Here is a 22,987-nt window from a genome sequence, read left to right as displayed (position 1 = left end):
ATGGACTGGTTCAACCTTCCCAACCTCCCTACCCCTGTCAAGGTTCTGTTTTCCGGCTATTTGCTGGTCATCGGTGTCGGCCTCTGTATGGCAGGTTTGCAGATCATGCTGACCCACGGCATGGCAGACGGCAAAATCGGCTTGTCAAAAGACGACATCGTCTACAGCTACTATGGCGATCGCAGCGGCAGCCGCCTCGAAGGCATGCTGAATGGCGCCATGAAAGACAAGGCACCGCCTGAAGTTCGCCTGGACATCATCAAGTGGGCGCGCGAAGGCGCACCAGAGTCAGAGTGGGAACCCCATTTCAAGCAAGTGTTTGCCCAGCACTGTGTCATGTGCCATAGCAACGTGCCTGGCATCCCTAACTTCACGCATTTTGATGAAGTCAAAAAAGTGGCCAAGGTGAATGAAGGCGCCAGCATCGAGAGCCTGACGCGCGTTTCGCACATTCACCTGTTTGGTATCGCGTTCATCTTCTTCTTCATGTCGCTGATTTTCAGCTTTGCGGTCAATGTGCCGCGCAAACTGAAGATTCTGGCCATCGCCTTCCCATTCGCCTTCCTGATTCTGGATGTGCTGTCATGGTGGCTGACCAAGCTGAATCCTGGCTTTGCCTGGCTGACCATCATCGGCGGTCTGGGTTATAGCATTGCCTCGACCTTCATGTGGTTTACCAGCATGTATCAGATGTGGATTTTGTCGCGGAATGGCAAAGTCTACGGCAATGCCTGGGAAGCTGATCTCTAAATCAGTTGATCTAAATCCATCCAGCCGCTAGCCCGCCGTGACAGCAATTTCATGGCGGGCGCTCTGGCCCCTGTTGTCATGCCAGACCACGGCAACCAGGTCGCCAACCTTGGCACCGCGCAAGTGCAAGGTCAAATAGGGATTCTTGGAAATACCCGTCCCCCATTGCGCTTCCGTCACCACGTTGCCATTCAGACTGATCGTCACCAGCTGAATAAAATGCGCAGGTACCACCTCATCCAGATCGTTTTTACGTCGCCCGGTTTCCATCGGATGCGTCATCAGCACCTTCAGCTCGGTCACGTCACCCTTGAGTTGCGCCCGCATTTTGATGTTATCTGCCATGTTGCCTCCTAGCCGCAGCCGTTTTCCAGCACTTCAACCTGCTTGCCCGCGGTGAAATAGCGCGATCCCACTTTCACAATCGCCTTCACTTCAGCGGTTTCCGCCATTTTGATGCGGGTCACCACATAAGGATCCGCCCCTTTGGCAAACATGAAATTGGCAATCAAAGGTGTAGGGTTATGCTCCACCACAATGGCGATGGCCTCCGTACCGGGAATGCGGCTGATGACTTCCACCTGCACGACAGCGCCGTTTTCCGCGCGGTCTGGCGCATTGACTGTGATGTCGGCGCTGGGCGTTTCCTTGTCGACCTGCAGGCCCTGGGTGGCGCCAGCCAGGGTCGTCGCTTCGAAAGCCGCTTTGTTCCATACCGCCGCCAGCACCCGCAGTGGCAGTAGCAAACCACTGAGCAATGCTGCACCGGTCATCATCATAAATCCGCGTCTTTTCATGGCTGTCCTTTTATCTCTAGCCCCTGTCCTTGGGGTCGTTCAGCAGCAGGCGCAATTGCTTGAGGCGCGCTTCTACAATTGATTGCTGGTAAAAGTCGCCATCGCCCGCCTTGGCTGCCAGCTCCATCTGCTCAATCGCCCGCGGCAGGTTATAGCTCCGCACATAGGCTTCGCCTTGTGCCTGATGCCGCAATAAACGTTTGCCCTGCATGGTATACGCCTTTGAGCGCAACTCATAAAAATAGGGATCATCCGGATAGAGGTCGATGTTTTGCGCCACCAGATTAAGCGCTGCATCCGTCTGCCCCAGCCGCAGCAAGTGCTCGGCATAGCCAAAAATCAGGGCACGGGATCGAGGATAATGTTCCAAGCCTTGCTGGAACAGGCGTGTGGCTGCGGCCGTATTTTGTTTCGCCACTTCGATGTTGGCTGCCAGGCTGGCAAACATGGCGTGCGGACTGGCATTCTGCTTGAGCCAGACTAGCTCGCTCGCTGCCGTCGCAACATCATTGGCCCGCAAACTGGCAATGGCCAGCCCGTAATGCTGGGCAGCTTCGTTGGTATAAGTGCGCTGGGCAAGGTTATTCCTGAACAGCTCCATGGCTTGCCGCGCAGGCCCCAGATTGGCAAGCAGCTTGGCCCGCACATATTGAAATTCCGCACTATCCTGCACCTGCCGATAAGCCCCTTGCTCCACACGGGAGCGCACATCGGCAATACGCTCCGTCGTCAGCGGGTGGGTACGCAGGAAGGAAGGTGCACTGCCATCAATAAACCGCGTGCCCCGCTGCAGAATCTCAAAAAAAGCCGGCATGCCACGCGTATCAAATCCCGCATCGGCCATGATCTGCAAACCCACGCGATCAGCCTCACGCTCATGTTCGCGCGTGTAGTCCAGCTGCTTCTGCAAGGAGCCGGCACTGGCCGACATCATGGCTCCGCTGGCAAGCTGTGGATTGGCGCGCGCCGCCAGCAGCGCAAGCCCAATCGTCGCCATGCTGATGATGGAATCACGCTTCTGCTGCGCCATCATGCGCGCCAGATGGCGCTGCACCACATGGCCGATTTCGTGGCCCAGCACCCCTGCCACTTCGGATTCGTTTTCAGCAGCAACGATGAGCCCGGTATGCACGCCGACCACACCACCAGGCATAGCAAAGGCATTGATGGAGTTATCTTTCACCACAAAAAACTGGAAGGGCAAGAGCTTGTCCGAACTGGCAGCGACGAGGCGCATACCCAGTTGCTGCACATAGTCCTGTATTTCAGGGTCGCGCTCCACATCATCACTGGCCATCACGCTGCGCATGATCTGATCGGCAATTTTCTTTTCATCCAGCGGGGAGAGCACGGTAGCGGAAACATCGCCCAGATCGGGCAGGCCATCCGCAGGAGATACGGGCACAAAAAACAGCGCCATGACGGCGACGACAGAGGTATAAACAAGCTTCATTGTTGCTATGATAACGGCATTCTCAAGCAAGTTCACCGTTTCGGAGCAGGCTTCACCATGACGCAATTTACCCATTTTGACACCAGCGGACAGGCCCATATGGTCGATGTCGGCGACAAAGCCGAGACCAGGCGCATTGCTGTGGCACGAGGCAGCATCCGCATGCTGCCTGCCACGCTGGCGCTGATTCAGGAGGGCAATAGCAAAAAAGGCGATGTACTGGGCATTGCCCGGATTGCGGCGATTCAAGGCAGCAAGCGTTGCGCTGATCTCATTCCGCTTTGCCATCCGATTGCCTTGACCAAGGTCGGGGTGGAATTCGAGATTGAGAGCAGCCAACCTGTCATCCATTGCACGGTCACCGCCGAAACCGTCGGCCGTACCGGGGTGGAAATGGAAGCGCTGACCGCGACTACGGTCGCCTTGCTGACGATTTACGATATGTGCAAGGCGGTCGATCGCGGCATGATCATAGACAATGTGCAACTGCTGGAAAAGCAGGGTGGAAAATCCGGCCACTGGCAGGCCACAACCCCGGCATAAATCAGAGCGTGGCCAAGCGCCAATTTGGAGGTGGCGGCATGAAGGGGTATCCTATTGCCAGCTCAAGAGCCACGTCACAAGGAGATCGTTTGAAAACATTAAAGCACATTGCCCTCGCCGCCACTCTGGCATTGGCCTCCATGCATGCCAGCGCCGAAATCAAGATCGGCTACGTCCATCTGCAAACTGTCATGCAGTCACCGCAATTTCTGGCCACTGGTCAAAAGCTGCAGGCCGAATTCAAGCCGCGCAATGCTGAGTTGCAGCAAGCCTACAAGCAACTGGAAGACCGCGAAACCGCTTTCAGCAAGGATTCGCTGACCATGACAGAGAGCGTGGCGAGAACCAAACGTCGCGATCTGAATAATCAGCGTGTGGACTTGGAGCGCCGTCAGCGTGCTTTGCAGGAAGAGTTTGAGCAGCGCAAGAAAGACGAGCTGGCCAGTCTGCAGGATCGTATCAATAAAGCCGTCACCTCCGTTGCGCAGAGTGAAGGCTACGACATCGTGTTTTACAACACCTCCGCTTATGTCGGCAAACGCGTCGACATTACCGACAAGATCATCAAGCAGCTCAAATAAGCGCGAGCCTGACCTCGCCTGCCCGCGCGCCTATTCGGCAGCGCGGTAGGCGTAAGCAGTTAGGTCACTTTCAGAAGCACTTCCTTGCACCAGGGCCGACAGCAGTTCGGCGCTCGCAGGTGCCATCGTCAGCCCGTAACGGAAATGACCGCTATTGATATAGAGGTTTTTATACTGCGGGTGCGCGGCAATGGTGGGCACATTATCCGGAGACCCCGGACGGAAACCGCTCCAATGTGCCAGCACAGGCGCATCGGCCAGCTCGGGTAACAGGGCTGCGGCTTTGGCAGCCAGCTGGCTGCCCATGTCATCGGTCACCGCATGATCAAACCCGACATCTTCCAGGCAACTGCCCGCCAGAATCAGGCCATCCCGCCGCGGCACCATATAAAAGCCTTCACGGAAAACAATATGCGTGAGCTTTTGCTGATGAGGTTGCGCATACAGCAGCATCTGGCCACGCATGGGCTTGATGGGCAGTGGCTGCTGGTCGCCCAGTAACAAACCACTCCAGGCGCCCGCCGTCAGTACAAAGGCATCCGCTTCGAGTTCGCGGCCTGCCCGTGTCGGCCAGCGTGTCAGCTGATCCGTCTCTTCATTGGTAGCCAACGGCAACAGCTCCGTGTTATCAAGGATAGTGGCACCCTGTTGCAGCAGCCATTGCCGCAAGGCCGCCAGCAATACGGGGGGCCGCACATGCGCCACTTCCGGCAGCCACATCGCATTTTGACGATCCGCTGCAAAACTATGGGCAGGCGCCTCCGCATGTTCGGCAAATCCATACTGGCTTGCCCATGCCAAGGCCTGCTCGCGCTTGTAATCCGGTAACAGCAGCATGCCATCCTGCTGATACTCGGGGTCTATGCCGGTATCTTCCAGCAGGCGCTGGCACAGCTCGCCATAGGCGCGCATGCTCGCCACCGCCAGCCGGTTCACCGGCTCGACATAGGCCCACGGCAGCAGCGGAAAAAGAATACCCGCCGCGGCCCAGGAAGCCTCGCCCTGCGCATGTCCGCCAATCTGGCCACGCTCCACCAGGGTGACCTGATGGCCATGTTGAATCAGGGACATGGCGGTCATACAGCCGAGTATGCCGCCCCCAGCTACGATAATGTTACGGCTCATAAGATTTGAAATTGGATGTAAATCACAAAGTGTCGGACTTTAGCGGCCTTGCAGCAAGGCTTTTTCAGCCAGGACAAGATCCTTGGGCGTGCCCAGCAGGACGACCACATCACCTTCGATAAAGACGGACTCCGAGGTGGGAGCCCATGGCTTCAGGTTGAGGCGACGGATAAACTTCACCTCCACATTGAGCCCGGAGAAATTGATATCACCCAGGCGCATGTTAAGCGCATAGGCGGACGATGTAATCAACACCGAGTTCAGGCGTGGCGTTTCCTGCGCTTCTTCGTCCAGATCGGACATGCCGTGGAAAAAGCCGCGGAACATCTTGTAACGCTCTTCCCGGAACAAACGGATACGCTTCACCACCCGATTCAGCGGCACACCGAGCAAGACCAGCGCATGCGAGGCCAGCATCAGGCTGCCTTCCAGCACTTCTGGCACCACTTCTGCCGCGCCCGCCTTGCGGAAGCCTTCCATATTGGCATCGTCCACCGTGCGCACAATAACCGGCAGCTTGGGGTAATTGTCTTCCACCACATGCAGAATCTTCATGGCAGATGGCGCATCGTCATAACTGATGATCAGCGCCTTGGCCTGCGCCGCGCCCGCCGCCGCCAATACCACGCGTCGGCCTGCATCGCCATAGATCACGTTTTCACCCGCCGCGGCCGCTTCGCGCACCCGTGAAGGGTCAATATCCAGCGCAATGAACGGTATATTTTCCTCACTGAGAAAGCGCGCCAGATACTGCCCGCTGCGCCCGAAACCGCAAATAATCACGTGGTCAACCAGTTCCTTGCCTATGTTTTCGATATCCTGAATCTGCTTTTCGCGATTGCGCACATAGCTGCGCGACAGCAGTTCGCCCAGCCGCTCGTTGTGCTGAATGATAAAGGGCGCCACCACCATGGAGATCAGCGAAGCAGCCAGTACCACCTGCAGCGCCTGCCCACCAATCAAACCATGCCCCAGGCCCAGCGACAGCAAAACAAAACTGAATTCGCCCGCTTGCGCCAGCGTAATGCCGGTACGAATCGCGACACCCGGCTCGTGACCGAATGCCCGGCTCAGCACCGCCACCAGCACGCCCTTGAACAAAATGAATCCGGCCGTGACCAGCAACACCAGCCCCAGGTTGGCCGCCAGCTCATGCACATCCAGCAGCATGCCTACCGTAATGAAAAACAGGCCCAGCAGAATGTCGCGGAATGCCGCGATATCCGATTCCACCTGATAGCGATAGCGGGTTTCAGAAATCAGCATGCCGGCGATAAAGGCGCCCAGCGCATAGGAAAGCCCGGCGAGCTTGGTGGCAAAAGCCAGCATCAGCGTCACCATGAGTACATTCATCACAAACAGCTCACGCGAGCGCTGGCGGGCCACCAGACCAAACCAGGGGTTGATCAGCGACTTGCCAAAAACAAACAGGATGATCAGCATGACCGCGGCTTTTAGCAGAGAGATCAGCAATACCTGACCGAGATCACCACCATGCGAGGCCAGCGCTGGAATCAGCACCAGCATGGGCACCACGGCAATATCCTGGAACAAGAGCACGCCAATGGAAAGACGGCCGTGGCGCGAATTCAGCTCCAGGCCTTCCACCAGCATTTTCGACACAATCGCGGTCGATGACATGGACAGGGCACCGGCGATGACAAATGCGGTTTCCCAGCTGAGGCCAAAGGCAATGCAGGCCATCATGACAGCAAGCATGGTCAGCAGCACCTGCATGCCGCCGAGGCCGAGCACGGTTTTGCGCATGGCATACAACTGGGCCAGACTGAACTCCAGCCCGATACTGAACATCAGAAATACAATACCGAACTCGGCCAGCTCACGATTGGCTTCCGTATCCGGCAAAATGCCGAAGGTATGCGGCCCCAGGGCCAGCCCGACCAGGAAGTAAGCCAGCATGGCCGGCAGGCGCAAGGCACGAAACAGGGCAACAGCCAGCACCGAGCTGGTAAGCAGGATCAGAATAGCGGGTAAGGTATCGTGCATTAAAATAGCTTTGAAGGAACTCAACATTTAAAGAGGTCTGTCTGGAGTGGAAGACAAGAGAAAGCAGACAAGGCCGACCGTCATGCATAGACGGTCAATCGATATCTTCCGGCAGCTGGCTTGATCCTCAGACACAACCCTTTTCATGCACGCCTCCCCTTGAAAAAACCTACAGGCAAAATTTATGCCGACTTTATCAAAAGTCGGCATGGATTACGTATAAATCCTTTATTCGTCGGACATTCCCTTTTATACTTGCCGGGTATGGAACCATCAAAAATACGAAAAATCGGTGCAAGCAAAACGCCGATTGATCTGGCAAGGGAAGTCCTGTTAATTGAAGCACGCGAGGTGGAAGCACTAGCCCGCAGGCTGGATGACAGCTTCACGCGTGCCGTCGAACTCATTTTACAATGCCAGGGTCGCATTGTGGTGACTGGCATGGGCAAATCCGGTCATATCGGAAACAAAATCGCCGCCACGTTTGCCAGTACAGGTACACCTGCTTTTTTCGTTCATCCCGCTGAGGCGAGCCATGGCGACCTGGGCATGATTACCGGCAAGGATGTGGTCATTGCCCTGTCCAACTCCGGCGAGGCAGATGAGTTACGCGTGATACTGCCCACATTGAAGCGCATGGGCGCGCGCCTGATCAGCATCACCGGCCATCCGCAATCAACGCTGGGGAAAGCGGCAGATGTGAGCCTGGATGCCCACGTTACCGAAGAAGCATGCCCGCTGGCATTGGCGCCTACCGCCAGCACCACCGCCTCGCTGGCACTGGGTGATGCCCTGGCGATTGCCGTCATGGATCAGCGCGGATTTTCTGCCGAGGAATTCGCCTTGTCGCACCCGGGGGGTACGCTGGGCCGCAAACTGCTGCTGCATGTGCGCGACGTGATGCGCACAGGCGATGCCATCCCCAGCGTGGGAGTTGAAGCCAGCCTGAAAGAAGGCTTGCTGGAAATGTCGCGCAAAGGCCTCGGCATGACAGCGATTGTCGATGCGGAGCAGCATGCCGTTGGGGTATTTACCGATGGCGATTTGCGCCGGGCATTCGAGAATGCCGTGGACATAAACAGCACCTACATGCGGGATGTGATGCACACATCGCCGCAGCAAATCCGCCCGGAGCAACTGGCAGTCGATGCGGTTGCCATCATGGAGCAGAAAAAAATTACCAGCCTGTTGGTCACCGATCAGCAGGGAACCCTGATCGGGGCATTGAACATGCACGATCTTCTTATTGCAAAGGTGGTTTGAATTGTTGTCCGTAGAAGAACGCGCCAAGCGCATCAAACTCGTGGTATTCGATGTCGACGGCGTCATGACCGACGGCGGCCTTGGACTGGGCGACGACGGCCAGGAATACAAATTTTTCCACTCGCATGATGGCCTGGGCATGAAATTGTTGAAAGCCACCGGCGTGCACATGGCGATCGTCACTGGCCGCACATCCCAGGTCGTGGTCAAGCGCGCCGCCAATGTCGGCATTCTGCATTTTCATCAGGGGGTGGACGACAAGCTGGCCTCCTTTGATGAAGTCCGCGCGCAATTTGGCTTCAGCCGCGAAGAATGCGCCTTCATGGGCGATGATGTCATTGATATCCCCCCGATTCGTTATGGTGGCCTCGGCATTACCGTGCCGCATGCCATGCCGCTGGTGAAAGAGTATGCGCATTACATCACCAGCCGCCCTGCGGGCCACGGTGCCGTGCGTGAAGTGTGCGAACTGCTGATGAAAGCACAAGGCACCTTTGACGCACAGATGGCCCGGTTCCTGAAGTAAGGATTGATATTGGGACGTCCAACCGTCGTGTTTCCGCTCGTGCTGCTCGCCCTGCTGGCGCTGCTCACGTTCTGGATAGATCGCAGTGTTCAGCCTCCCGAGCGGCGGCCGGATGCCAATTTGCGCCATGACCCGGATTACATTCTGGACAACTTTGTCACGACGCGGACCAATGTGAACGGTGCGCTGGCCTATGTGCTGGCAGCGGTAAAGATGAAGCATTACCCGGATGATGACACCACCGAACTTGAACGGCCCCGGTTTACGCAGTATGCCGTCAACAAGCCTTACACGCAGATTGAAGGCCAGCGTGGCAACGTCTCCAGCGATGGCGAGACCGTGGAATTCATGGATAATGTGATCGTCATTCGCCAGGCATCCAAGGATAAAGGGGAAATGATGGTACGTACCCAGTACCTCAAGATGTTCCCCAAGCAGGAAGTGGCCGTGACAGACAAACCTGTGGTGATCACTCAGGCACCGGAAACGGTGATTCATGCCAACGGTATGGTATTCAACAAGAAAAACCAGACCGTCAACCTGCGTGGCCGCGTGCGGGCGCATTACCTTTCGCCCAGCGTGACAAAAAAAGCCGCTGGCAAAGCCCCTGCCAGCACGCCAGCGAAAGCCAGCAAGGCGGCACCACAGAAAAATGCCAAGGCCAGCGCCAGCCCCGCTAAAAAACAGGCAACACAGGCGAAACGAAGTACCAGTACCAATAACCAAGCCCGGATTCGGAGAAAATATGACAACCCTGCCCCGTAGCTTTTTGCCGCTACTTTTGATGATGGCCTGCCTGCCTGCACACGCCGAAAAGGCGGACAAGGACAAGCCCATCAATCTGGAAGCAGATGCCGTCACCGTAAATGATGCCAAAAAGACCAGCATCTACACCGGCAATGTAATCCTCACCCAGGGGACGCTGATCATCCGTGGCGATAAGCTGGTGGTGCGCGAGGACAAAGAAGGCTTTCAGCACAGCACGACCTACGGTAATCCGCAGACGCCCTCCACCTTCAAGCAAAAAATGGAAGGTAAAAACGAATATATGGAAGGCAGCGGTCAACGTATCGAGTACGATGGACGTATGGACAAGGTACAGCTCTACACCAAGGCCTGGGTTAAAAAAGGCGATGACATCGTGCATGGTGACTACATCATGTATGACGCCAATGCCGAATATGCCGAGGTGATTGGCGGTGGCAGCCAGGCAGCAACGCCTGCCACACCGACCGGGCGTGTACGTGCCGTCATTCAGCCCAAGAAAAAACCGGCTGGCACCGATGGCGCGACGGCCAATTAACCTGCCATGCTGACAATCCGTCAGTCTGGCGTGCAACACGATATACCTGAGTAAACATGAGCCAATTAATCGTAGAAGGTCTGCGCAAGAAATATAAATCCCGCACGGTGGTGCAGGATATTTCGCTGCAACTCAATAGCGGCGAAGTGGTGGGCTTGCTGGGCCCTAACGGTGCAGGCAAGACCACCAGCTTTTACATGATGGTGGGGCTGGTGGCCCTGGATGATGGCCGCATTCTGCTGGATGGCAAGGATCTGAGCCGTCTGCCCATACACCGTCGTGCGCGCCTGGGCCTCGCCTATCTGCCGCAGGAGCCCTCGATTTTCCGCAAGATGACGGTGGCCGAAAACATCATGGCGATTCTGGAGTTGCAGAAACTGGCGCCGGAACAGATGGAAAACCAGCTGGAATCGCTGCTGCAGGAACTGCATATCACGCATATCCGCAACAGCATGGCGGTCAGCCTGTCCGGCGGTGAGCGCCGTCGCGTTGAAATCGCCCGCTGCCTGGCCACCAACCCCAGCTTCATTCTGCTGGATGAGCCATTTGCCGGCATCGACCCCATCGCCGTGCTGGACATTCAGAAGATCATCCGCTTTTTGACCGAACGCAATATCGGCGTGCTGATCACCGACCACAACGTGCGGGAAACATTAGGTATTTGCGACCGCGCCTATATCGTCAATGAAGGACGCGTCTTCGCGGCAGGCAAGCCCAGCGAAATTATTCACAACGATAGCGTAAGAGAAGTGTATCTTGGTAAGGACTTCCGCCTCTAAGCACACATTTGGCGGCCCCCACGTATGAAGCAAAGCTTACAACTCAAATTTTCGCAACACCTGGCGCTGACTCCGCAACTGCAGCAGTCCATCCGTTTGTTGCAGCTATCCACGCAGGAGCTCAATCAGGAGCTGGAAACCCTACTGCAGGCGAATCCATTGCTGGAACGCGCTGACAAGATCGAAGAACCGCTGGAAATCCCCGACAACTTCATTGCGGCGCCAGTAGCCCCTGAGCCCAGCGTGGCCGCCACACCGGAGGAAGCTCCCCGCCAGGATGAATTTGGTGGCGATGACTATTTTGAATTCGGCAGCAGCAGCGGCAGCAACCGCTGGGAAGACAGCAGCTCCGGCAATGACGATGACAATGATTTCAGCTACCAGGAAGCGGTCAGCCTCAGCCTGCGCGATCATCTGCTAGGTCAGCTCAAACTGTTGCCACTGTCCGAGCGCGACCAGACCTTGTCCATGCTGCTGGTCGATACCATTACCGACGACGGTTATCTGGAGCAGTCGCTGGAAGAGCTGGCCGAGATGCTGCCACCGGAGCTCGAAATCGACATGCTGGAGTTGCAGACGGCGCTCAAGCATATCCAGAACCTGGACCCACCCGGCATAGGCGCGCGCAATCTGGCAGAATGCCTATCCTTGCAATTGCGCGCCTTGCCACCAGATACGCCTTATGTGGATCTCGCCATCAAGGTTGCCGAAACGCACTTGCCCCTGCTGGCAGCCCGCGATTACGCAAAACTGAAAAAATTGCTGGCCTGCGACGATGATGTATTGCGCGAAGTGCAACAGCTGGTGCTGCAACTCAATCCCCGCCCAGGTGGTGAATTCAGCAAAATCACGTCTGATCATTACATTCAGCATGAAATCGTGGTCAAGAAAATCAAAGGTGTCTGGCTGGCCCATCTGAACGACGAAGTCGTGCCCAAGCTGCGCATCAACCAGCTGTATGCCGGCATCCTCAAGCGCAACCGCGAAAGCTCGAGCCAATACCTGATGAGCCAGATGCAGGAAGCCAAGTGGATGATCAAGAACATCCAGCAGCGCTTCTCCACCATCCTGCGCGTTTCTCAGGCGATTGTGGATCGCCAGCGCAATTTCTTTGAGCACGGCGAGGTCGCCATGCGCCCCCTGGTGCTGCGCGAGATTGCCGATGAGCTGGGCCTGCACGAATCCACGGTGTCACGCGTTACCACGCGCAAGTACATGCTCACCCCACGCGGAGTTTACGAGCTTAAATATTTCTTTGGCAGCCATGTGGCTACCGAATCCGGGGGCGCTTGTTCCGCCACTGCCATACGCGCCCTGATCAAACAAATGGTCAGCGAAGAGAACCCGAAAAAGCCGCTGTCGGATAACCAGATCACGGATATCCTGGGTAAACAGGGCATCGTGGTTGCTCGTCGCACCATTGCCAAATACCGCGAGTCTTTGCAGATACCCGCGGCCAACCAGCGCAGATCGCTTTGATCTGCGTTTTACCTGAAGGAGTAAATCATGAACCTGCATCTCACCGGACACCATCTCGACGTTACCCCAGCCCTGCGCGAATATGTGCAGAGCAAGCTTGAGCGCGTGAGTAACCACTTCGACCATGTGATTGACGTCAAAGTCACCATGAGCGTAGAGAAGCTGGCGCAGAAAGTGGAGGCCACCATTCATGTGCCGGGTCACGATATCCATGCCGAAAGCAGCGGTGAAAACATGTACGGCGCGATTGACGCGCTGGCTGACAAGCTGGATCGCCAGGTTCTGAAGCACAAGGAAAAAGTAAGCGACCATCACAAGGCCAACGGTGCCCTCAAGCACCAGGCGGCTGCGGAATAAAGGTCTAACCGGGGACAAGGCAAAGGCGTGTTGTCTTACATATCGCCAGTCGCCTTGTCCCTGCCGAACATAAGGTAATCATATGGCTACCATCAGTGTTGCACAGCTTTACCGGGATATGCGCCGCAATCTCAAGCTCACCTGGGTTTCCGGGCTGAATGGCGGCGAAAACCTGCTCACCAGTGAAACGGTGACCAAGCCCTCGCTGGCACTGATCGGGCATCTGAATTTTGTACACCCCAACCGCGTGCAGGTGTTGGGCTGTGCTGAGATGGATTACTTGCGCAGCCTGCCCAAGCCAGAGCTCAAGAAAGCCATCCACAATCTGTTTTCCACCGACCTGGCCGCCGTTGTCGTCGCCAATGGTGAAAAACCACCCGCCGAGCTGAATGCAGCCTCGGATGATTTTCAAACCCCCTTGTTTACCTCACCCATGCGCAGCCCGGGGCTGATGGATGTCCTGAGCCATTATCTGGCGCAAGCCGTCGCCGAATCCGAGAGCTCCCATGGTGTTTTCATTGAAGTGCAGGGCTTTGGCATCCTGATCAAGGGCAACCCGGCCATTGGTAAAAGCGAGCTCGCGCTGGAACTGATTTCGCGCGGACATCGTCTGGTGGCGGATGATATTGTCGATTTCTACCGGATTGCGCCGGACCGGCTTGAAGGGCGCTGCCCCCCTATCCTGCAGGACTTCCTTGAAGTGCGTGGCCTCGGCATCCTCAACATCCGTGCCCTGTTTGGTGACAATGCCGTCAAGCCCACCAAACCGCTCGATCTCATCATTCAGCTTGAGATGGCCGATACTCTGGCGCCGCAACTGCTGGACAGGCTCAAGATCAAATCGCATCACGAAAAAATCCTGGGCGTAAAAATCCCCAAAGTCATGATTCCCGTGGCGGCCGGCCGCAATATTGCGGTGCTGGTCGAAGTCGCCGTGCGCAACCACATGCTGTTGCTGCGCGGCATTAACGGCACCAAGCAGTTCATGCAGCGCCAGCATCGCGAGATGAGCAAAGCCATGAAGCGCCAGCAGCAAGTGGAGAGCTAGCGTGGCCACCAGCAATATGCGTCTCATCATTGTCACTGGCCTTTCCGGCTCAGGCAAAAGCATTGTGTTGCGCGCTCTGGAAGACGCTGGTTTTTATTGCATAGACAATCTGCCCGCCACCTTGCTGCCGCAGATTTCCGAGCATCTGGCACCTGCCACCCAGCAGCGCGTGGCGATCAGCATAGACACCCGCAGCGCAGCGCTGGAAACCTTGCCGGAAAACATCCAGGCGCTGCGCGACAAAGGCATCTCGGTGCAGGTGCTTTACCTGGAGTCCAACGCCGAAACCCTGGTAAAGCGCTTCAGCGAAACACGGCGCCGGCACCCGCTCAGCGATGAAAAAACCACACTGGCCGAGAGCATAGAATACGAACGGCAGCTACTGAACCGGCTGGTAAATCTGGATCATCGCATCGACACCAGCAACCTCAGCGCCAATACTTTACGCAACTGGGTGCGCGATTTTGTCGTGCAGCAAAGCACCGGCATGACGTTATTGTTTGTCTCCTTCGGCTTCAAGCATGGCATACCGCTGGATGCCGACTTTGTGTTTGACGTGCGCTGCCTGCCCAACCCGCATTACGACCCGGTATTGCGCCCGCTCACCGGCAAAGATGCACCGGTACAGGACTTTTTGCGGCAACAGCCCATGGCGCTGGAGATGCTGCAGGATATACGCGGCTATGTGGAGCGCTGGCTACCCTGCTTTGATGGCGATCACCGCAGCTACCTGACCGTCGCTATCGGCTGCACTGGCGGTCAGCATCGCTCGGTGTTTTTCGTCGAGCAGCTGAGCCAGTATTTCAAGGACAAACAACAAAAAGTGCTGATCAGGCACCGCGAGCTAGAGTAGACAGGCTTGTTTAAATTCACGATGCCGGGCCCCGGCAACAGGACGCTTTCATGATAGGTATACTGATTATTGCGCACGGCACATTGGGTGAGAGCCTGATACATTGCGCCAGCCATGTGATGGGCACACGCCCGCCACTGCTCAAGCAACTGGGCATAGGCACCCACGATGATCCGGCCGCCATGCTGCCACAGGCGCAGCAACTGGTGGATGAACTGGATGAAGGCAATGGCGTGCTCATCCTCTCGGACATTTACGGCGCAACCCCATGTAATATGGTGGGCAAATTGCTGAAGCCGGGACGGGTGGAAGGTGTCGCCGGGGTGAACCTGCCCATGCTGGTGCGCACACTGACGTACCGCAACGGGGATATTCAGCTATTGGTACAAAAAGCATTGAGCGGGGGTAGCGAAGGCGTTATCCATTTTACTGAGGAAGCATGCAAGCATCATGACTAAACAAGAAATAGAAATCATCAACAAGCTCGGCCTGCACGCACGCGCATCTACCAAGCTGACGCAAACCGCCAGCCAGTTTGGCAGTGAAATCTGGATCGAGCGCAACGGTAGAAGAGTCAATGCCAAGAGCATCATGGGTGTGATGATGCTGGCCGCCAGCAAAGGCAGCAAGATCGTGCTAGAAACCAATGGTGCCGATGAAGAGGCCGCCATGCAGGCGCTGGTGACCCTGATCTCGGGCAAGTTTGGCGAACCGGAATAAATTCATCGTGGCCGCCCCCAGCCCCGCTTCCAAAGTCAGTTTTTCCATCCACGGCGTTGGCGTGTCCAGCGGCATTGCCATCGGTCATGCCCATCTCGTCTCACATGCCTTGCTTGAAGTGGTGCATTTTCAGGTGCCCAAGGCCCTTATTGCCGACGAGATTACCCGTTTTGACAAGGCAGTAAAAACCGTCAAGCACGACCTGGAAACCGTGCGCCGCCTGCTGCCGGAAAAAGCGCCGCCTGAGCTTAGCGCCTTTATCAGCACGCATCTGATGATCCTGCAGGATCACGCGCTGTCTGAAACGCCCAAGCAGATGATCAAGGCGGAAGGCTGCAATGCCGAATGGGCGCTGAAGCAGCAGATGGAAGACCTCGTTGCCCAGTTCGAAAAATTTGAAGACGAATACCTGCGCGAGCGCAAACAGGATGTGATTCAGGTCGTCGAGCGGATTATCAAGGTGCTGCTCGGGCACCCGAGCCAGGTGCCGCTACGCTCGCAGGAGAGTGCCATCATTCTGGTGGCGCATGATCTTTCCCCGGCTGATGCCATTCAGTTCAAGCAGCACCAGTTTGCCGCCTTCATCACCGATGTCGGCGGTGCTACGTCTCATACGGCGATTCTGGCGCGCAGCCTCAATATTCCCTCCATCGTTGCCTTGCAACGAGCACGCACCCTGGTACGCGATGGCGAACTGATCATCGTCGATGGCAACCAGGGCGTGGTCATTGTCAATCCGGACAAGGACACCCTTGCCGAATACAAGCTGCGGCAGGAACAATGGGAAATCGAGCAGCAAAAACTGAAACGCCTCAAGCTCACCAAGGCGGTGACGCTGGATGGCACCAGCATTGAACTGCATGCCAACATTGAAGTGCCGGAAGATGTCAGCCATGCCAGAGCAGCGGGAGCGACCGGTATCGGCCTCTACCGTACCGAGTTTCTGTTCATGAACCGGCGCGAGATGCCGGGTGAAGAAGAACAGTTTTCCGCCTATCGCAGTGTGGCCGAGGCCATGAAGGACCTGCCGGTCACCATCCGTACGCTGGACCTGGGCGCGGACAAGGAAATGAATCCGGATACCGCCCGCACATGCACCAACCCGGCGCTGGGACTGCGCGCCATTCGTTTGTGCCTGTCAGAACCGGCGATCTTCCTGACGCAGCTGCGCGCCATCCTGCGCGCTTCGCATTACGGCAAGATCAAGATTCTGATCCCCATGCTGTCCTCGATTACCGAACTGCGGCAAACGCTCGCACTGATTGAGCGCGCCAAGCAAAGTCTGGATGCGGAAAAAGCGCATTACGACAAAGACATCCAGGTTGGCGGCATGATTGAAATCCCGGCAGCGGCCTTGTGCGCCGAGGCCTTTGCCCGCGAGCTGGATTTCCTGTCCATTGGCACCAACGACTTGATCCAGTATTCGCTGGCGATTGACCGCACGGACGATACCGTTTCGCATCTCTATAACCCCTTGCATCCTGCCGTGCTGCAACTGGTGGAGATGACCATACGCGCGGGCAACAAGCTGGGCAAGCCGGTATCCGTCTGCGGCGAAATGGCGGGCGAAGCCAAGCTTGCCCGGTTGTTGCTGGGCTTTGGCTTGCGTCAATTCTCCATGCATCCATCGCAGATCCTGACCGTCAAACGCCAAATCCTGCAGAGCGATTTACCCTTGATCACTCCGGTAGCACGCAAGATTCTGGGCACCCAGGATATTGATCGGGTTGAACCTTTGCTGCAAAAACTGAATCTCCAGTAAAGGAGATAACCATATGACAGACCTAGAACACGAGCGTGAACCCCAGGAGATTCCGTCAGACGACCTGAATATCATGGTGCTGACACACCTGGGCGGTATTCTGTTTTCCGTCTTTCCCAGCCTGATCGTCTGGCTGCTGAAGCGCAACGATAGTCCCTACATCAGCCAGCAATCGCGTGAAGCATTGAATTTTCAGATCACGGTGCTGATTGCCCAGGCCATCAGCTCGGCGCTGATTTTCATCCTGGTGGGGTTTTTGCTCATGGGCATCGTCTGGCTGCTGAATATTGTGTTCAGCTTTCTGGCTGCCGTGGCGGCCAGCCGCGGAGAGACTTACCGCTACCCATTTACGCTCCGCCTGATTAACTGATACTTGAATTTTCATAATTGAATTTTAATACTGGAATTTTTGATTAACCCGCATTACCCAGAAGGATGGCTCACGTGAACGACAAGGCTTTGCAAGATAACCCGCTGCTGGATTTTTCCGGCCTGCCCCGCTTTGATGAGGTCAAAGCTGCCCATGTCACCCCGGCCATAGACCGCTTGCTGGATCAGGGGCGCGCCATACTGGAGCAACTGGCGAGCGCCACTGAAACGCCCACCTGGGAAAACTTTGTGCGCCCAATGGATGACATGCAAGAGCAGATTTCACGTGCCTGGTCGCAGGTGTCGCACATGAATGCCGTGGTCAACAGCCCGGAACTGCGCGAGGCGTACAACGACAACCTACCCAAGCTGACCGCGTTTTATGCGGATCTCTCACAGGATGAGCGCTTGTATGCCCGTTTCCGCGCCTTGCGCGAGAGTGCAGGCTACACAAGCTTAAGCCCGGCACAACGCAAGATTGTCGACAATGAGCTGCGTGATTTCCGCCTGGGCGGTGCTGAATTGCCAGAGGCGCAAAAAGCCCGTTTCAAGGCCATCCAGGAAGAGCTTTCCACACTCTCCGCCAAGTTCGAGGAAAACCTGCTCGATACCACCAACGACTTCAGCCTGTATATCGACCAGGCCGATACCCTGCGCGGCATTCCGCAAGATGCCTTGCAGGCCGCCCAGGATGCGGCCCGTGAAGATGGCAAAAGTGGCTGGAAATTCACCCTGCATTTCCCTTCCTACATGCCTGTGCTGCAATATGCCGACGACCGCGCCTTGCGTGAACAGCTGTATCGCGCCTATGCCACGCGCGCATCGGAGTTTGGCAAGCCAGAGTGGGACAACACTGCACTGATCTCCAGCATACTCAAGCTGCGGCACGAGGCTGCTGTGATGCTGGGCTATCGCAATTACGCTGAAGAATCGCTGGCCACCAAGATGGCGGAAAGCCCGGCACAGGTCGAAGAGTTTCTGCAGACCCTGGCCAAGCGCGCCAAACCATTTGCCGAGCGCGACATGCAGGAGCTGCGTGAATACGCCGCCAGCAAACTCGGCCTCACCGATCTGCAGGCATGGGATATTGCCTATGCGTCGGAAAAACTGCGCGAAGAAAAATATGCCTTCTCCGATCAGGAAGTGAAACAGTACTTCCCGGAAGAGCAAGTGCTGCATGGCCTGTTCAAGGTCACGGAGACCATTTTCGGTGTGCATGTGCGCAAGTCAAAGGCGCCGGTATGGCATGACAATGCCGAGTTTTACGAAATCACCGACCACCAGGGCAAACTGGTAGGCCAGTTCTACCTTGATCTCTATGCTCGCAACAACAAGCGTGGCGGCGCCTGGATGGACGAAGCGATTACCCGTCGCAAAAAATCGCATGGTGTTGAAACGCCCGTGGCATTCCTCACCTGCAATTTCTCGGCACCGGTAGGCGACAAACCGGCGCTGTTCACCCATGATGAAGTGATCACCATGTTCCACGAGTTCGGCCATGGCCTGCACCACATGCTGACGCAGGTGGATGATTACGGCGTCTCCGGCATCAAGGGCGTGGAGTGGGATGCGGTAGAACTGCCGAGCCAGTTCATGGAAAACTTCTGCTGGGAGTGGGATGTGTTGCGTCACATGACCAAGCATGTGGAAACCGGCGCACAATTACCGCGCGAGCTGTTCGACAAGATGATCGCGGCCAAGAATTTTCAGGCGGGCATGCAGACTGTGCGCCAGATCGAGTTTTCTCTGTTCGACATGCGCCTGCATGGCGACTTTGACCCCAATGGCAGCAAGACCTCGCTGGACCTGATCGAGGAAGTCCGCGACGAAGTGGCCGTGGTACGCCCACCAAAATGGAATCGCTTCCCGAATAACTTCTCGCATATCTTCGCGGGCGGCTATGGCGCTGGCTATTACAGCTACAAGTGGGCGGAAGTGCTGTCTGCCGACGCCTACAGCCTGTTTGAAGAAAACGGGGTATTATCCGAAGAAACAGGCCGCCGTTTCTGGAATGAGATTCTGGCCCAGGGCGGCTCCCGCACGGCACTGGAATCCTTTATTGCATTCCGTGGCCGTGCACCGGATATTGATGCGCTATTGCGCCACAATGGCATGACGACCTAAAGGGAACACCACCATGATGCGCTTTCGTGCATTGCTCCTGATCGCTCTATGCAGCGCCACCAGCTGTCTGGCGGATGTATACAAATGGACCGATGCCGAAAGCGTGAATTATGGCGATACACCCCCCGCGAAAAACCGCTCGGTAGAAAAACTGAAGCAAAGCCTGAATGTGGTGGAAACCGACAAAGAGCCTTATGAAATCAAGGTAGCTGTCGAAAAAAATCCCCTCACCCTGTATGTCTTCAAGGAGTGCGGAAATCCATGTGATCAGGCCAAGGCCCTGCTGGACAAGCGCGGCGCGCCCTATACCCTGAAGAACAAGGACGAGGACAAGCTGGAATTGCAAAAGCTGACTGGTCGCTTGCAAGTGCCTTTCCTGATGGTAGGCAAGAACCCGCACCTGGGGTTTGAAGAGTCCGCCTGGAACAGCGCGCTGGATCAGGCCGGCTATCCACGCAGCAACCCCATGGCAGACTTCAAGAAACCGTCCAAGGCGGCCAAGGTCGCCGACAAGCAACCGGCTGCCGAAGCCAAATCCCCTTAACTTAACCACGCCACGACCACGGTCAACGGCACCCACCAAGAGATGCGCCCACGCATCCACAGGAGCTTTACGTGAAACTCGCCACCTGGAATGTCAACTCGCTCAATGTACGCCTGCCGCATGTGCTGGACTGGTGCACGGCCAATCAGCCCGATGTGCTGTGCCTGCAGGAAACCAAGCAGGAGGACAGCAAATTCCCCTATGAAGCACTGACCGCGATTGGCTACAACGCCATCCATAGCGGCCAGAAAACCTATAACGGAGTGGCGATTCTCAGTCGCCATGTGCTGGAACATCCGAGCTACGGCATTCCGGACTTTGCCGATGAGCAAAAGAGGCTGATTGCCGCGACAGTCAAGGGCATACGCATCGTCTGTGCCTATATTCCAAATGGGCAGAGCGTGGATTCAGACAAGTATCAATACAAGCTGAACTGGCTGGCCTCGCTCACCACGCACCTGCAGGCAGAGCTGGCAGCGCATCCCAAGCTGGCCTTGCTGGGGGATTACAATATTGCTCCCGAGGACCGCGATGTACACGACCCCGCAGCCTGGTTAGGCCAGGTACTGGTCAGCGAACCCGAGCGCAACGCGTTTCAGGGGCTGGTGGGTCTGGGCTTGCACGATACGTTCCGTTTATTCGAGCAACCAGAAGCCAGTTTCAGCTGGTGGGATTACCGCATGGCGGGTTTCCGCCGCAACCTCGGCCTGCGCATTGATCACATACTGGTAAGCACGCCATTGCTGGCCGCCTGCAAGGCCAGCTGGATAGACAAGGCTCCACGCAAGCTGGAACGGCCCTCGGATCATACGCCGGTGGTACTGGAGCTATCCGAATAGCATTGAACAGCTTGACCAAACTAACCACATGGTATGACTTCAGACCTGAATGGCATGTGTGAACGATGAGCGAATTCACCGACTATCTGCCCGATATATTTGCGCTGTTAGGCCCAATCAGCATACGGCGAATGTTTGGCGGCCATGCGCTCTATCATCAGGGGCTGACCTTTGGACTGGTATTTGACGAGACCTTGTATCTCAAGGCCGATGCGGAAAATGCAGGGGACTTTCAAGCGCTGGCCTTGCCCCGTTTTGGCTATGAAAAGCAGGGCCGCTGGATAGACTTGCCCTACTATCAAGCCCCGGATTTCATCCTGGAAGATCGGGACCTGGCAGCCAGCTGGGCGCGCAAGGCTTATGCGGCCGCCTTGCGTACCAAACCTTTGAAACCACGACGCAGCAGCAAACGGACAAGCAAAGTCAGCCTTGGCTGACTGATTGCCTGGTTTATTTCGTCTAGTTTAATTCGTCTCGCTTACTTCGCCTTGATACCCAGCTGCTTCAGTTTGCGGTAGAGATGGGTGCGCTCCAGCTGCACCGCTTCGGCCACCCGGCTCATGTTGTGCCCGGCCTTGACCAGATGGTGCTCGAAATACAGACGCTCAAAATCATCGCGGGCTTCGCGCAAAGGCTTGTCGATATTCAAGGCCGCCAGGCCTGCACTGGCCGAAGAAGTCTCGACGATAGGCAAGGCCGCCTGGAATGCCGCAAACTGCTCCAGCACGCGATTCACATCCGCCAAGGTGATTTTCTCGCCCAGGCTGGTCTGCATGAGATTACGTATCACGCTATCCAGCTGGGTAATATTGCCTGGCCATTCCGCATTGCGCAGTGCATTCAGCGCCGCGACGTCAAACTCCCGGTACAGCACCTCGCCACTGTCGACCAGCAGCGCGGCCATGGCACGGGCCAGGTCGGGGATGTCTTCACGGTGATCTGACAAGTTGGGGATACGCAGGCTGGTAGCGGAGATAGACTGCAGTAACAGGTTATCAAATCGCCCGGCAACCACCAGCTGAGGCAGGCTTTTGGCCGTGACACAGACGACGCGGGCGCCGTATTTGTCGGCACGTGCCAATAAGAGCTGCAGGCCTTTCTGCTGGTTTTTACTGAGATCGGCCACCTCAGGAATAAACAGCATGCCCTCCTGCACCTGCTCCAGAATATCAAGCGGTGCTGTCGCCAGCTGTTCATAATCGGTAAGGCTCAGCCACGGAGTATCCGGATTATGCAAAAATTTGGCGCACAGCTCGGCGCCACTGCCTTGCTCGCCGATCAGCAGGAGCGGACTCTTGACGCCTGCAATCTGTTCCAGGCGCTGACGCAGTTCGCTGATCACCGGGCTTTTGCCCAGGTTGAGCAGCGTCATGTCAGAGCGTGGCAATTGCTCACCATGCTTGAGCGCTGCGCTAACGGTTTTCAGCAGTTTTTGCAGGGCAATCGGCTTTTCCAGAAAATCAAACGCCCCGATGCGGGTTGCCTCGACTGCGGTATCAATCGTGCCGTGGCCGGACATCATGACCACCGGCATCGTCAGCAGGCCACTATTCCCCCACTCTTTCAGCAGGCTGATGCCATCACAATCTGGCATCCAGATATCCAGCAGTACCAGATCAGGACGCATCTGTTCACGATAAACACGCGCCTCCGCCGCATTCTCGGCCAGTTTCACCTGGTAGCCTTCATCCTGCAGAATGTCATACAGTAGCTCACGTATGCCGATTTCATCATCGACAACTAGCACATGTCTTGCGGTCATTAC

General features: G+C 56.3%; 26 protein-coding genes. 20 read left to right on the top strand and 6 right to left on the bottom strand.

Annotated features, from left to right (window positions below; translation table 11 throughout):
- On the top strand, positions 1–750 hold the full coding sequence (locus tag MPQ_RS01120; protein ID WP_013441041.1) for a hypothetical protein: 750 nt from the start codon (positions 1–3) through the stop codon (positions 748–750).
- Between the two features lie 27 nt (positions 751–777).
- Here MPQ_RS01120 and soxZ read toward each other — a convergent pair whose 3' ends face one another.
- The 3 genes from soxZ to MPQ_RS01105 are packed head-to-tail and all read right to left on the bottom strand — an operon-like array spanning position 778 to position 3,000.
- Entirely contained in the window at positions 778–1,095 is a 318-nt protein-coding gene (soxZ, locus tag MPQ_RS01115) for a thiosulfate oxidation carrier complex protein SoxZ (RefSeq protein ID WP_013441040.1), read from the bottom strand.
- An 8-nt stretch (positions 1,096–1,103) separates the two neighbouring features.
- The gene (locus MPQ_RS01110) at positions 1,104–1,547 is read right to left on the bottom strand and encodes a thiosulfate oxidation carrier protein SoxY (RefSeq protein ID WP_015829211.1); all 444 of its coding nucleotides are present in this window, start codon (positions 1,545–1,547) and stop codon (positions 1,104–1,106) included.
- A 16-nt stretch (positions 1,548–1,563) separates the two neighbouring features.
- On the bottom strand, positions 1,564–3,000 hold the full coding sequence (locus MPQ_RS01105) for a M48 family metalloprotease (protein WP_013441038.1): 1,437 nt from the start codon (positions 2,998–3,000) through the stop codon (positions 1,564–1,566).
- 57 nt (positions 3,001–3,057) lie between these two features.
- On the opposite strand from MPQ_RS01105, the gene moaC reads away from it, so the two are divergent.
- Together moaC and MPQ_RS01095 are read left to right on the top strand one after the other, a co-directional pair.
- Positions 3,058–3,543 (top strand): cyclic pyranopterin monophosphate synthase MoaC, encoded by a 486-nt coding sequence (moaC, locus tag MPQ_RS01100; RefSeq protein WP_013441037.1) that lies wholly within the window; start codon positions 3,058–3,060, stop codon positions 3,541–3,543.
- A gap of 89 nt (positions 3,544–3,632) precedes the next feature.
- Entirely contained in the window at positions 3,633–4,124 is a 492-nt protein-coding gene (locus tag MPQ_RS01095) for an OmpH family outer membrane protein (RefSeq protein WP_013441036.1), read from the top strand.
- Positions 4,125–4,154: 30 nt separating this feature from the next.
- On the opposite strand, the gene thiO is transcribed toward MPQ_RS01095, so the two are convergent.
- Positions 4,155–5,249, bottom strand: a complete 1,095-nt coding sequence (gene thiO / locus MPQ_RS01090) for a glycine oxidase ThiO (RefSeq protein ID WP_041361921.1) — start codon at positions 5,247–5,249, stop codon at positions 4,155–4,157.
- Between the two features lie 39 nt (positions 5,250–5,288).
- A complete protein-coding gene (locus tag MPQ_RS01085) occupies positions 5,289–7,256 on the bottom strand; it encodes a cation:proton antiporter (RefSeq protein WP_013441034.1) in 1,968 nt (655 codons plus the stop codon).
- A gap of 264 nt (positions 7,257–7,520) precedes the next feature.
- On the opposite strand from MPQ_RS01085, the gene MPQ_RS01080 reads away from it, so the two are divergent.
- From MPQ_RS01080 to MPQ_RS01000, 17 genes are all read left to right on the top strand, one after another.
- Positions 7,521–8,519 (top strand): KpsF/GutQ family sugar-phosphate isomerase, encoded by a 999-nt coding sequence (locus tag MPQ_RS01080; protein WP_013441033.1) that lies wholly within the window; start codon positions 7,521–7,523, stop codon positions 8,517–8,519.
- A 1-nt stretch (position 8,520) separates the two neighbouring features.
- Positions 8,521–9,045 (top strand): HAD family hydrolase, encoded by a 525-nt coding sequence (locus tag MPQ_RS01075; protein ID WP_013441032.1) that lies wholly within the window; start codon positions 8,521–8,523, stop codon positions 9,043–9,045.
- Between the two features lie 9 nt (positions 9,046–9,054).
- On the top strand, positions 9,055–9,810 hold the full coding sequence (gene lptC / locus MPQ_RS01070) for an LPS export ABC transporter periplasmic protein LptC (RefSeq protein ID WP_015829205.1): 756 nt from the start codon (positions 9,055–9,057) through the stop codon (positions 9,808–9,810).
- Positions 9,791–10,348, top strand: coding sequence for a lipopolysaccharide transport periplasmic protein LptA (gene lptA, locus MPQ_RS01065; protein ID WP_013441030.1), 558 nt, complete (start codon positions 9,791–9,793; stop codon positions 10,346–10,348). The genes lptC and lptA overlap by 20 nt, the downstream gene beginning before the upstream one ends.
- A gap of 56 nt (positions 10,349–10,404) precedes the next feature.
- Positions 10,405–11,127, top strand: a complete 723-nt coding sequence (lptB, locus tag MPQ_RS01060) for an LPS export ABC transporter ATP-binding protein (protein ID WP_013441029.1) — start codon at positions 10,405–10,407, stop codon at positions 11,125–11,127.
- 24 nt (positions 11,128–11,151) lie between these two features.
- Positions 11,152–12,606, top strand: a complete 1,455-nt coding sequence (locus tag MPQ_RS01055) for an RNA polymerase factor sigma-54 (protein ID WP_013441028.1) — start codon at positions 11,152–11,154, stop codon at positions 12,604–12,606.
- A gap of 27 nt (positions 12,607–12,633) precedes the next feature.
- Complete coding sequence (gene hpf / locus MPQ_RS01050) at positions 12,634–12,963, top strand: ribosome hibernation-promoting factor, HPF/YfiA family (protein ID WP_013441027.1); 330 nt, start codon at positions 12,634–12,636, stop codon at positions 12,961–12,963.
- 82 nt (positions 12,964–13,045) lie between these two features.
- Positions 13,046–14,011 (top strand): HPr(Ser) kinase/phosphatase, encoded by a 966-nt coding sequence (hprK, locus tag MPQ_RS01045; protein WP_013441026.1) that lies wholly within the window; start codon positions 13,046–13,048, stop codon positions 14,009–14,011.
- 16 nt (positions 14,012–14,027) lie between these two features.
- Entirely contained in the window at positions 14,028–14,864 is an 837-nt protein-coding gene (gene rapZ / locus MPQ_RS01040; RefSeq protein ID WP_041362502.1) for an RNase adapter RapZ, read from the top strand.
- A 50-nt stretch (positions 14,865–14,914) separates the two neighbouring features.
- Positions 14,915–15,322 (top strand): PTS sugar transporter subunit IIA, encoded by a 408-nt coding sequence (locus tag MPQ_RS01035; RefSeq protein WP_013441024.1) that lies wholly within the window; start codon positions 14,915–14,917, stop codon positions 15,320–15,322.
- Positions 15,315–15,584 (top strand): HPr family phosphocarrier protein, encoded by a 270-nt coding sequence (locus MPQ_RS01030; protein ID WP_013441023.1) that lies wholly within the window; start codon positions 15,315–15,317, stop codon positions 15,582–15,584. Before MPQ_RS01035 ends, MPQ_RS01030 begins: the two co-directional genes overlap by 8 nt.
- A 7-nt stretch (positions 15,585–15,591) precedes the next feature.
- Entirely contained in the window at positions 15,592–17,346 is a 1,755-nt protein-coding gene (gene ptsP / locus MPQ_RS01025; RefSeq protein ID WP_013441022.1) for a phosphoenolpyruvate--protein phosphotransferase, read from the top strand.
- A gap of 13 nt (positions 17,347–17,359) precedes the next feature.
- The gene (locus MPQ_RS01020) at positions 17,360–17,716 is read left to right on the top strand and encodes a DUF4870 domain-containing protein (RefSeq protein WP_013441021.1); all 357 of its coding nucleotides are present in this window, start codon (positions 17,360–17,362) and stop codon (positions 17,714–17,716) included.
- Between the two features lie 74 nt (positions 17,717–17,790).
- A complete protein-coding gene (locus tag MPQ_RS01015; RefSeq protein ID WP_013441020.1) occupies positions 17,791–19,839 on the top strand; it encodes a M3 family metallopeptidase in 2,049 nt (682 codons plus the stop codon).
- Positions 19,840–19,852: 13 nt separating this feature from the next.
- Positions 19,853–20,383 carry a glutaredoxin family protein gene (locus tag MPQ_RS01010; protein ID WP_013441019.1) on the top strand — a complete coding sequence of 177 codons (531 nt, stop codon included), beginning with the start codon at positions 19,853–19,855 and terminating at the stop codon, positions 20,381–20,383.
- A gap of 71 nt (positions 20,384–20,454) precedes the next feature.
- Positions 20,455–21,222, top strand: coding sequence for an exodeoxyribonuclease III (locus MPQ_RS01005; protein ID WP_013441018.1), 768 nt, complete (start codon positions 20,455–20,457; stop codon positions 21,220–21,222).
- A gap of 65 nt (positions 21,223–21,287) precedes the next feature.
- Positions 21,288–21,659 (top strand): TfoX/Sxy family protein, encoded by a 372-nt coding sequence (locus MPQ_RS01000; protein ID WP_013441017.1) that lies wholly within the window; start codon positions 21,288–21,290, stop codon positions 21,657–21,659.
- 41 nt (positions 21,660–21,700) lie between these two features.
- Here MPQ_RS01000 and MPQ_RS00995 read toward each other — a convergent pair whose 3' ends face one another.
- Positions 21,701–22,984, bottom strand: coding sequence for a sigma-54 dependent transcriptional regulator (locus MPQ_RS00995; RefSeq protein WP_013441016.1), 1,284 nt, complete (start codon positions 22,982–22,984; stop codon positions 21,701–21,703).
- Between the last annotated feature and the right edge of the window lie 3 nt (positions 22,985–22,987).

Source organism: Methylovorus sp. MP688, assembly GCF_000183115.1.
Lineage (GTDB): Bacteria > Pseudomonadota > Gammaproteobacteria > Burkholderiales > Methylophilaceae > Methylovorus > Methylovorus glucosotrophus.
This window is presented reverse-complemented; position numbering and strand designations above follow the sequence as displayed.

Excerpts from the sequence above, each read along its gene's own strand:
- MPQ_RS01120 (WP_013441041.1), top strand. The coding sequence starts at position 1 with ATGGACTGGTTCAACCTTCCCAACCTCCCTACCCCTGTCAAGGTTCTG.
- soxZ (WP_013441040.1), bottom strand. The coding sequence starts at position 1,095 with ATGGCAGATAACATCAAAATGCGGGCGCAACTCAAGGGTGACGTGACC.
- MPQ_RS01110 (WP_015829211.1), bottom strand. The coding sequence starts at position 1,547 with ATGAAAAGACGCGGATTTATGATGATGACCGGTGCAGCATTGCTCAGT.
- MPQ_RS01105 (WP_013441038.1), bottom strand. The coding sequence starts at position 3,000 with ATGAAGCTTGTTTATACCTCTGTCGTCGCCGTCATGGCGCTGTTTTTT.
- moaC (WP_013441037.1), top strand. The coding sequence starts at position 3,058 with ATGACGCAATTTACCCATTTTGACACCAGCGGACAGGCCCATATGGTC.
- thiO (WP_041361921.1), bottom strand. The coding sequence starts at position 5,249 with ATGAGCCGTAACATTATCGTAGCTGGGGGCGGCATACTCGGCTGTATG.
- MPQ_RS01085 (WP_013441034.1), bottom strand. The coding sequence starts at position 7,256 with ATGCACGATACCTTACCCGCTATTCTGATCCTGCTTACCAGCTCGGTG.
- MPQ_RS01080 (WP_013441033.1), top strand. The coding sequence starts at position 7,521 with ATGGAACCATCAAAAATACGAAAAATCGGTGCAAGCAAAACGCCGATT.
- lptA (WP_013441030.1), top strand. The coding sequence starts at position 9,791 with ATGACAACCCTGCCCCGTAGCTTTTTGCCGCTACTTTTGATGATGGCC.
- lptB (WP_013441029.1), top strand. The coding sequence starts at position 10,405 with ATGAGCCAATTAATCGTAGAAGGTCTGCGCAAGAAATATAAATCCCGC.
- MPQ_RS01055 (WP_013441028.1), top strand. The coding sequence starts at position 11,152 with ATGAAGCAAAGCTTACAACTCAAATTTTCGCAACACCTGGCGCTGACT.
- hpf (WP_013441027.1), top strand. The coding sequence starts at position 12,634 with ATGAACCTGCATCTCACCGGACACCATCTCGACGTTACCCCAGCCCTG.
- hprK (WP_013441026.1), top strand. The coding sequence starts at position 13,046 with ATGGCTACCATCAGTGTTGCACAGCTTTACCGGGATATGCGCCGCAAT.
- rapZ (WP_041362502.1), top strand. The coding sequence starts at position 14,028 with ATGCGTCTCATCATTGTCACTGGCCTTTCCGGCTCAGGCAAAAGCATT.
- MPQ_RS01035 (WP_013441024.1), top strand. The coding sequence starts at position 14,915 with ATGATAGGTATACTGATTATTGCGCACGGCACATTGGGTGAGAGCCTG.
- MPQ_RS01030 (WP_013441023.1), top strand. The coding sequence starts at position 15,315 with ATGACTAAACAAGAAATAGAAATCATCAACAAGCTCGGCCTGCACGCA.
- MPQ_RS01020 (WP_013441021.1), top strand. The coding sequence starts at position 17,360 with ATGACAGACCTAGAACACGAGCGTGAACCCCAGGAGATTCCGTCAGAC.
- MPQ_RS01010 (WP_013441019.1), top strand. The coding sequence starts at position 19,853 with ATGATGCGCTTTCGTGCATTGCTCCTGATCGCTCTATGCAGCGCCACC.
- MPQ_RS01000 (WP_013441017.1), top strand. The coding sequence starts at position 21,288 with ATGAGCGAATTCACCGACTATCTGCCCGATATATTTGCGCTGTTAGGC.
- MPQ_RS00995 (WP_013441016.1), bottom strand. The coding sequence starts at position 22,984 with ATGACCGCAAGACATGTGCTAGTTGTCGATGATGAAATCGGCATACGT.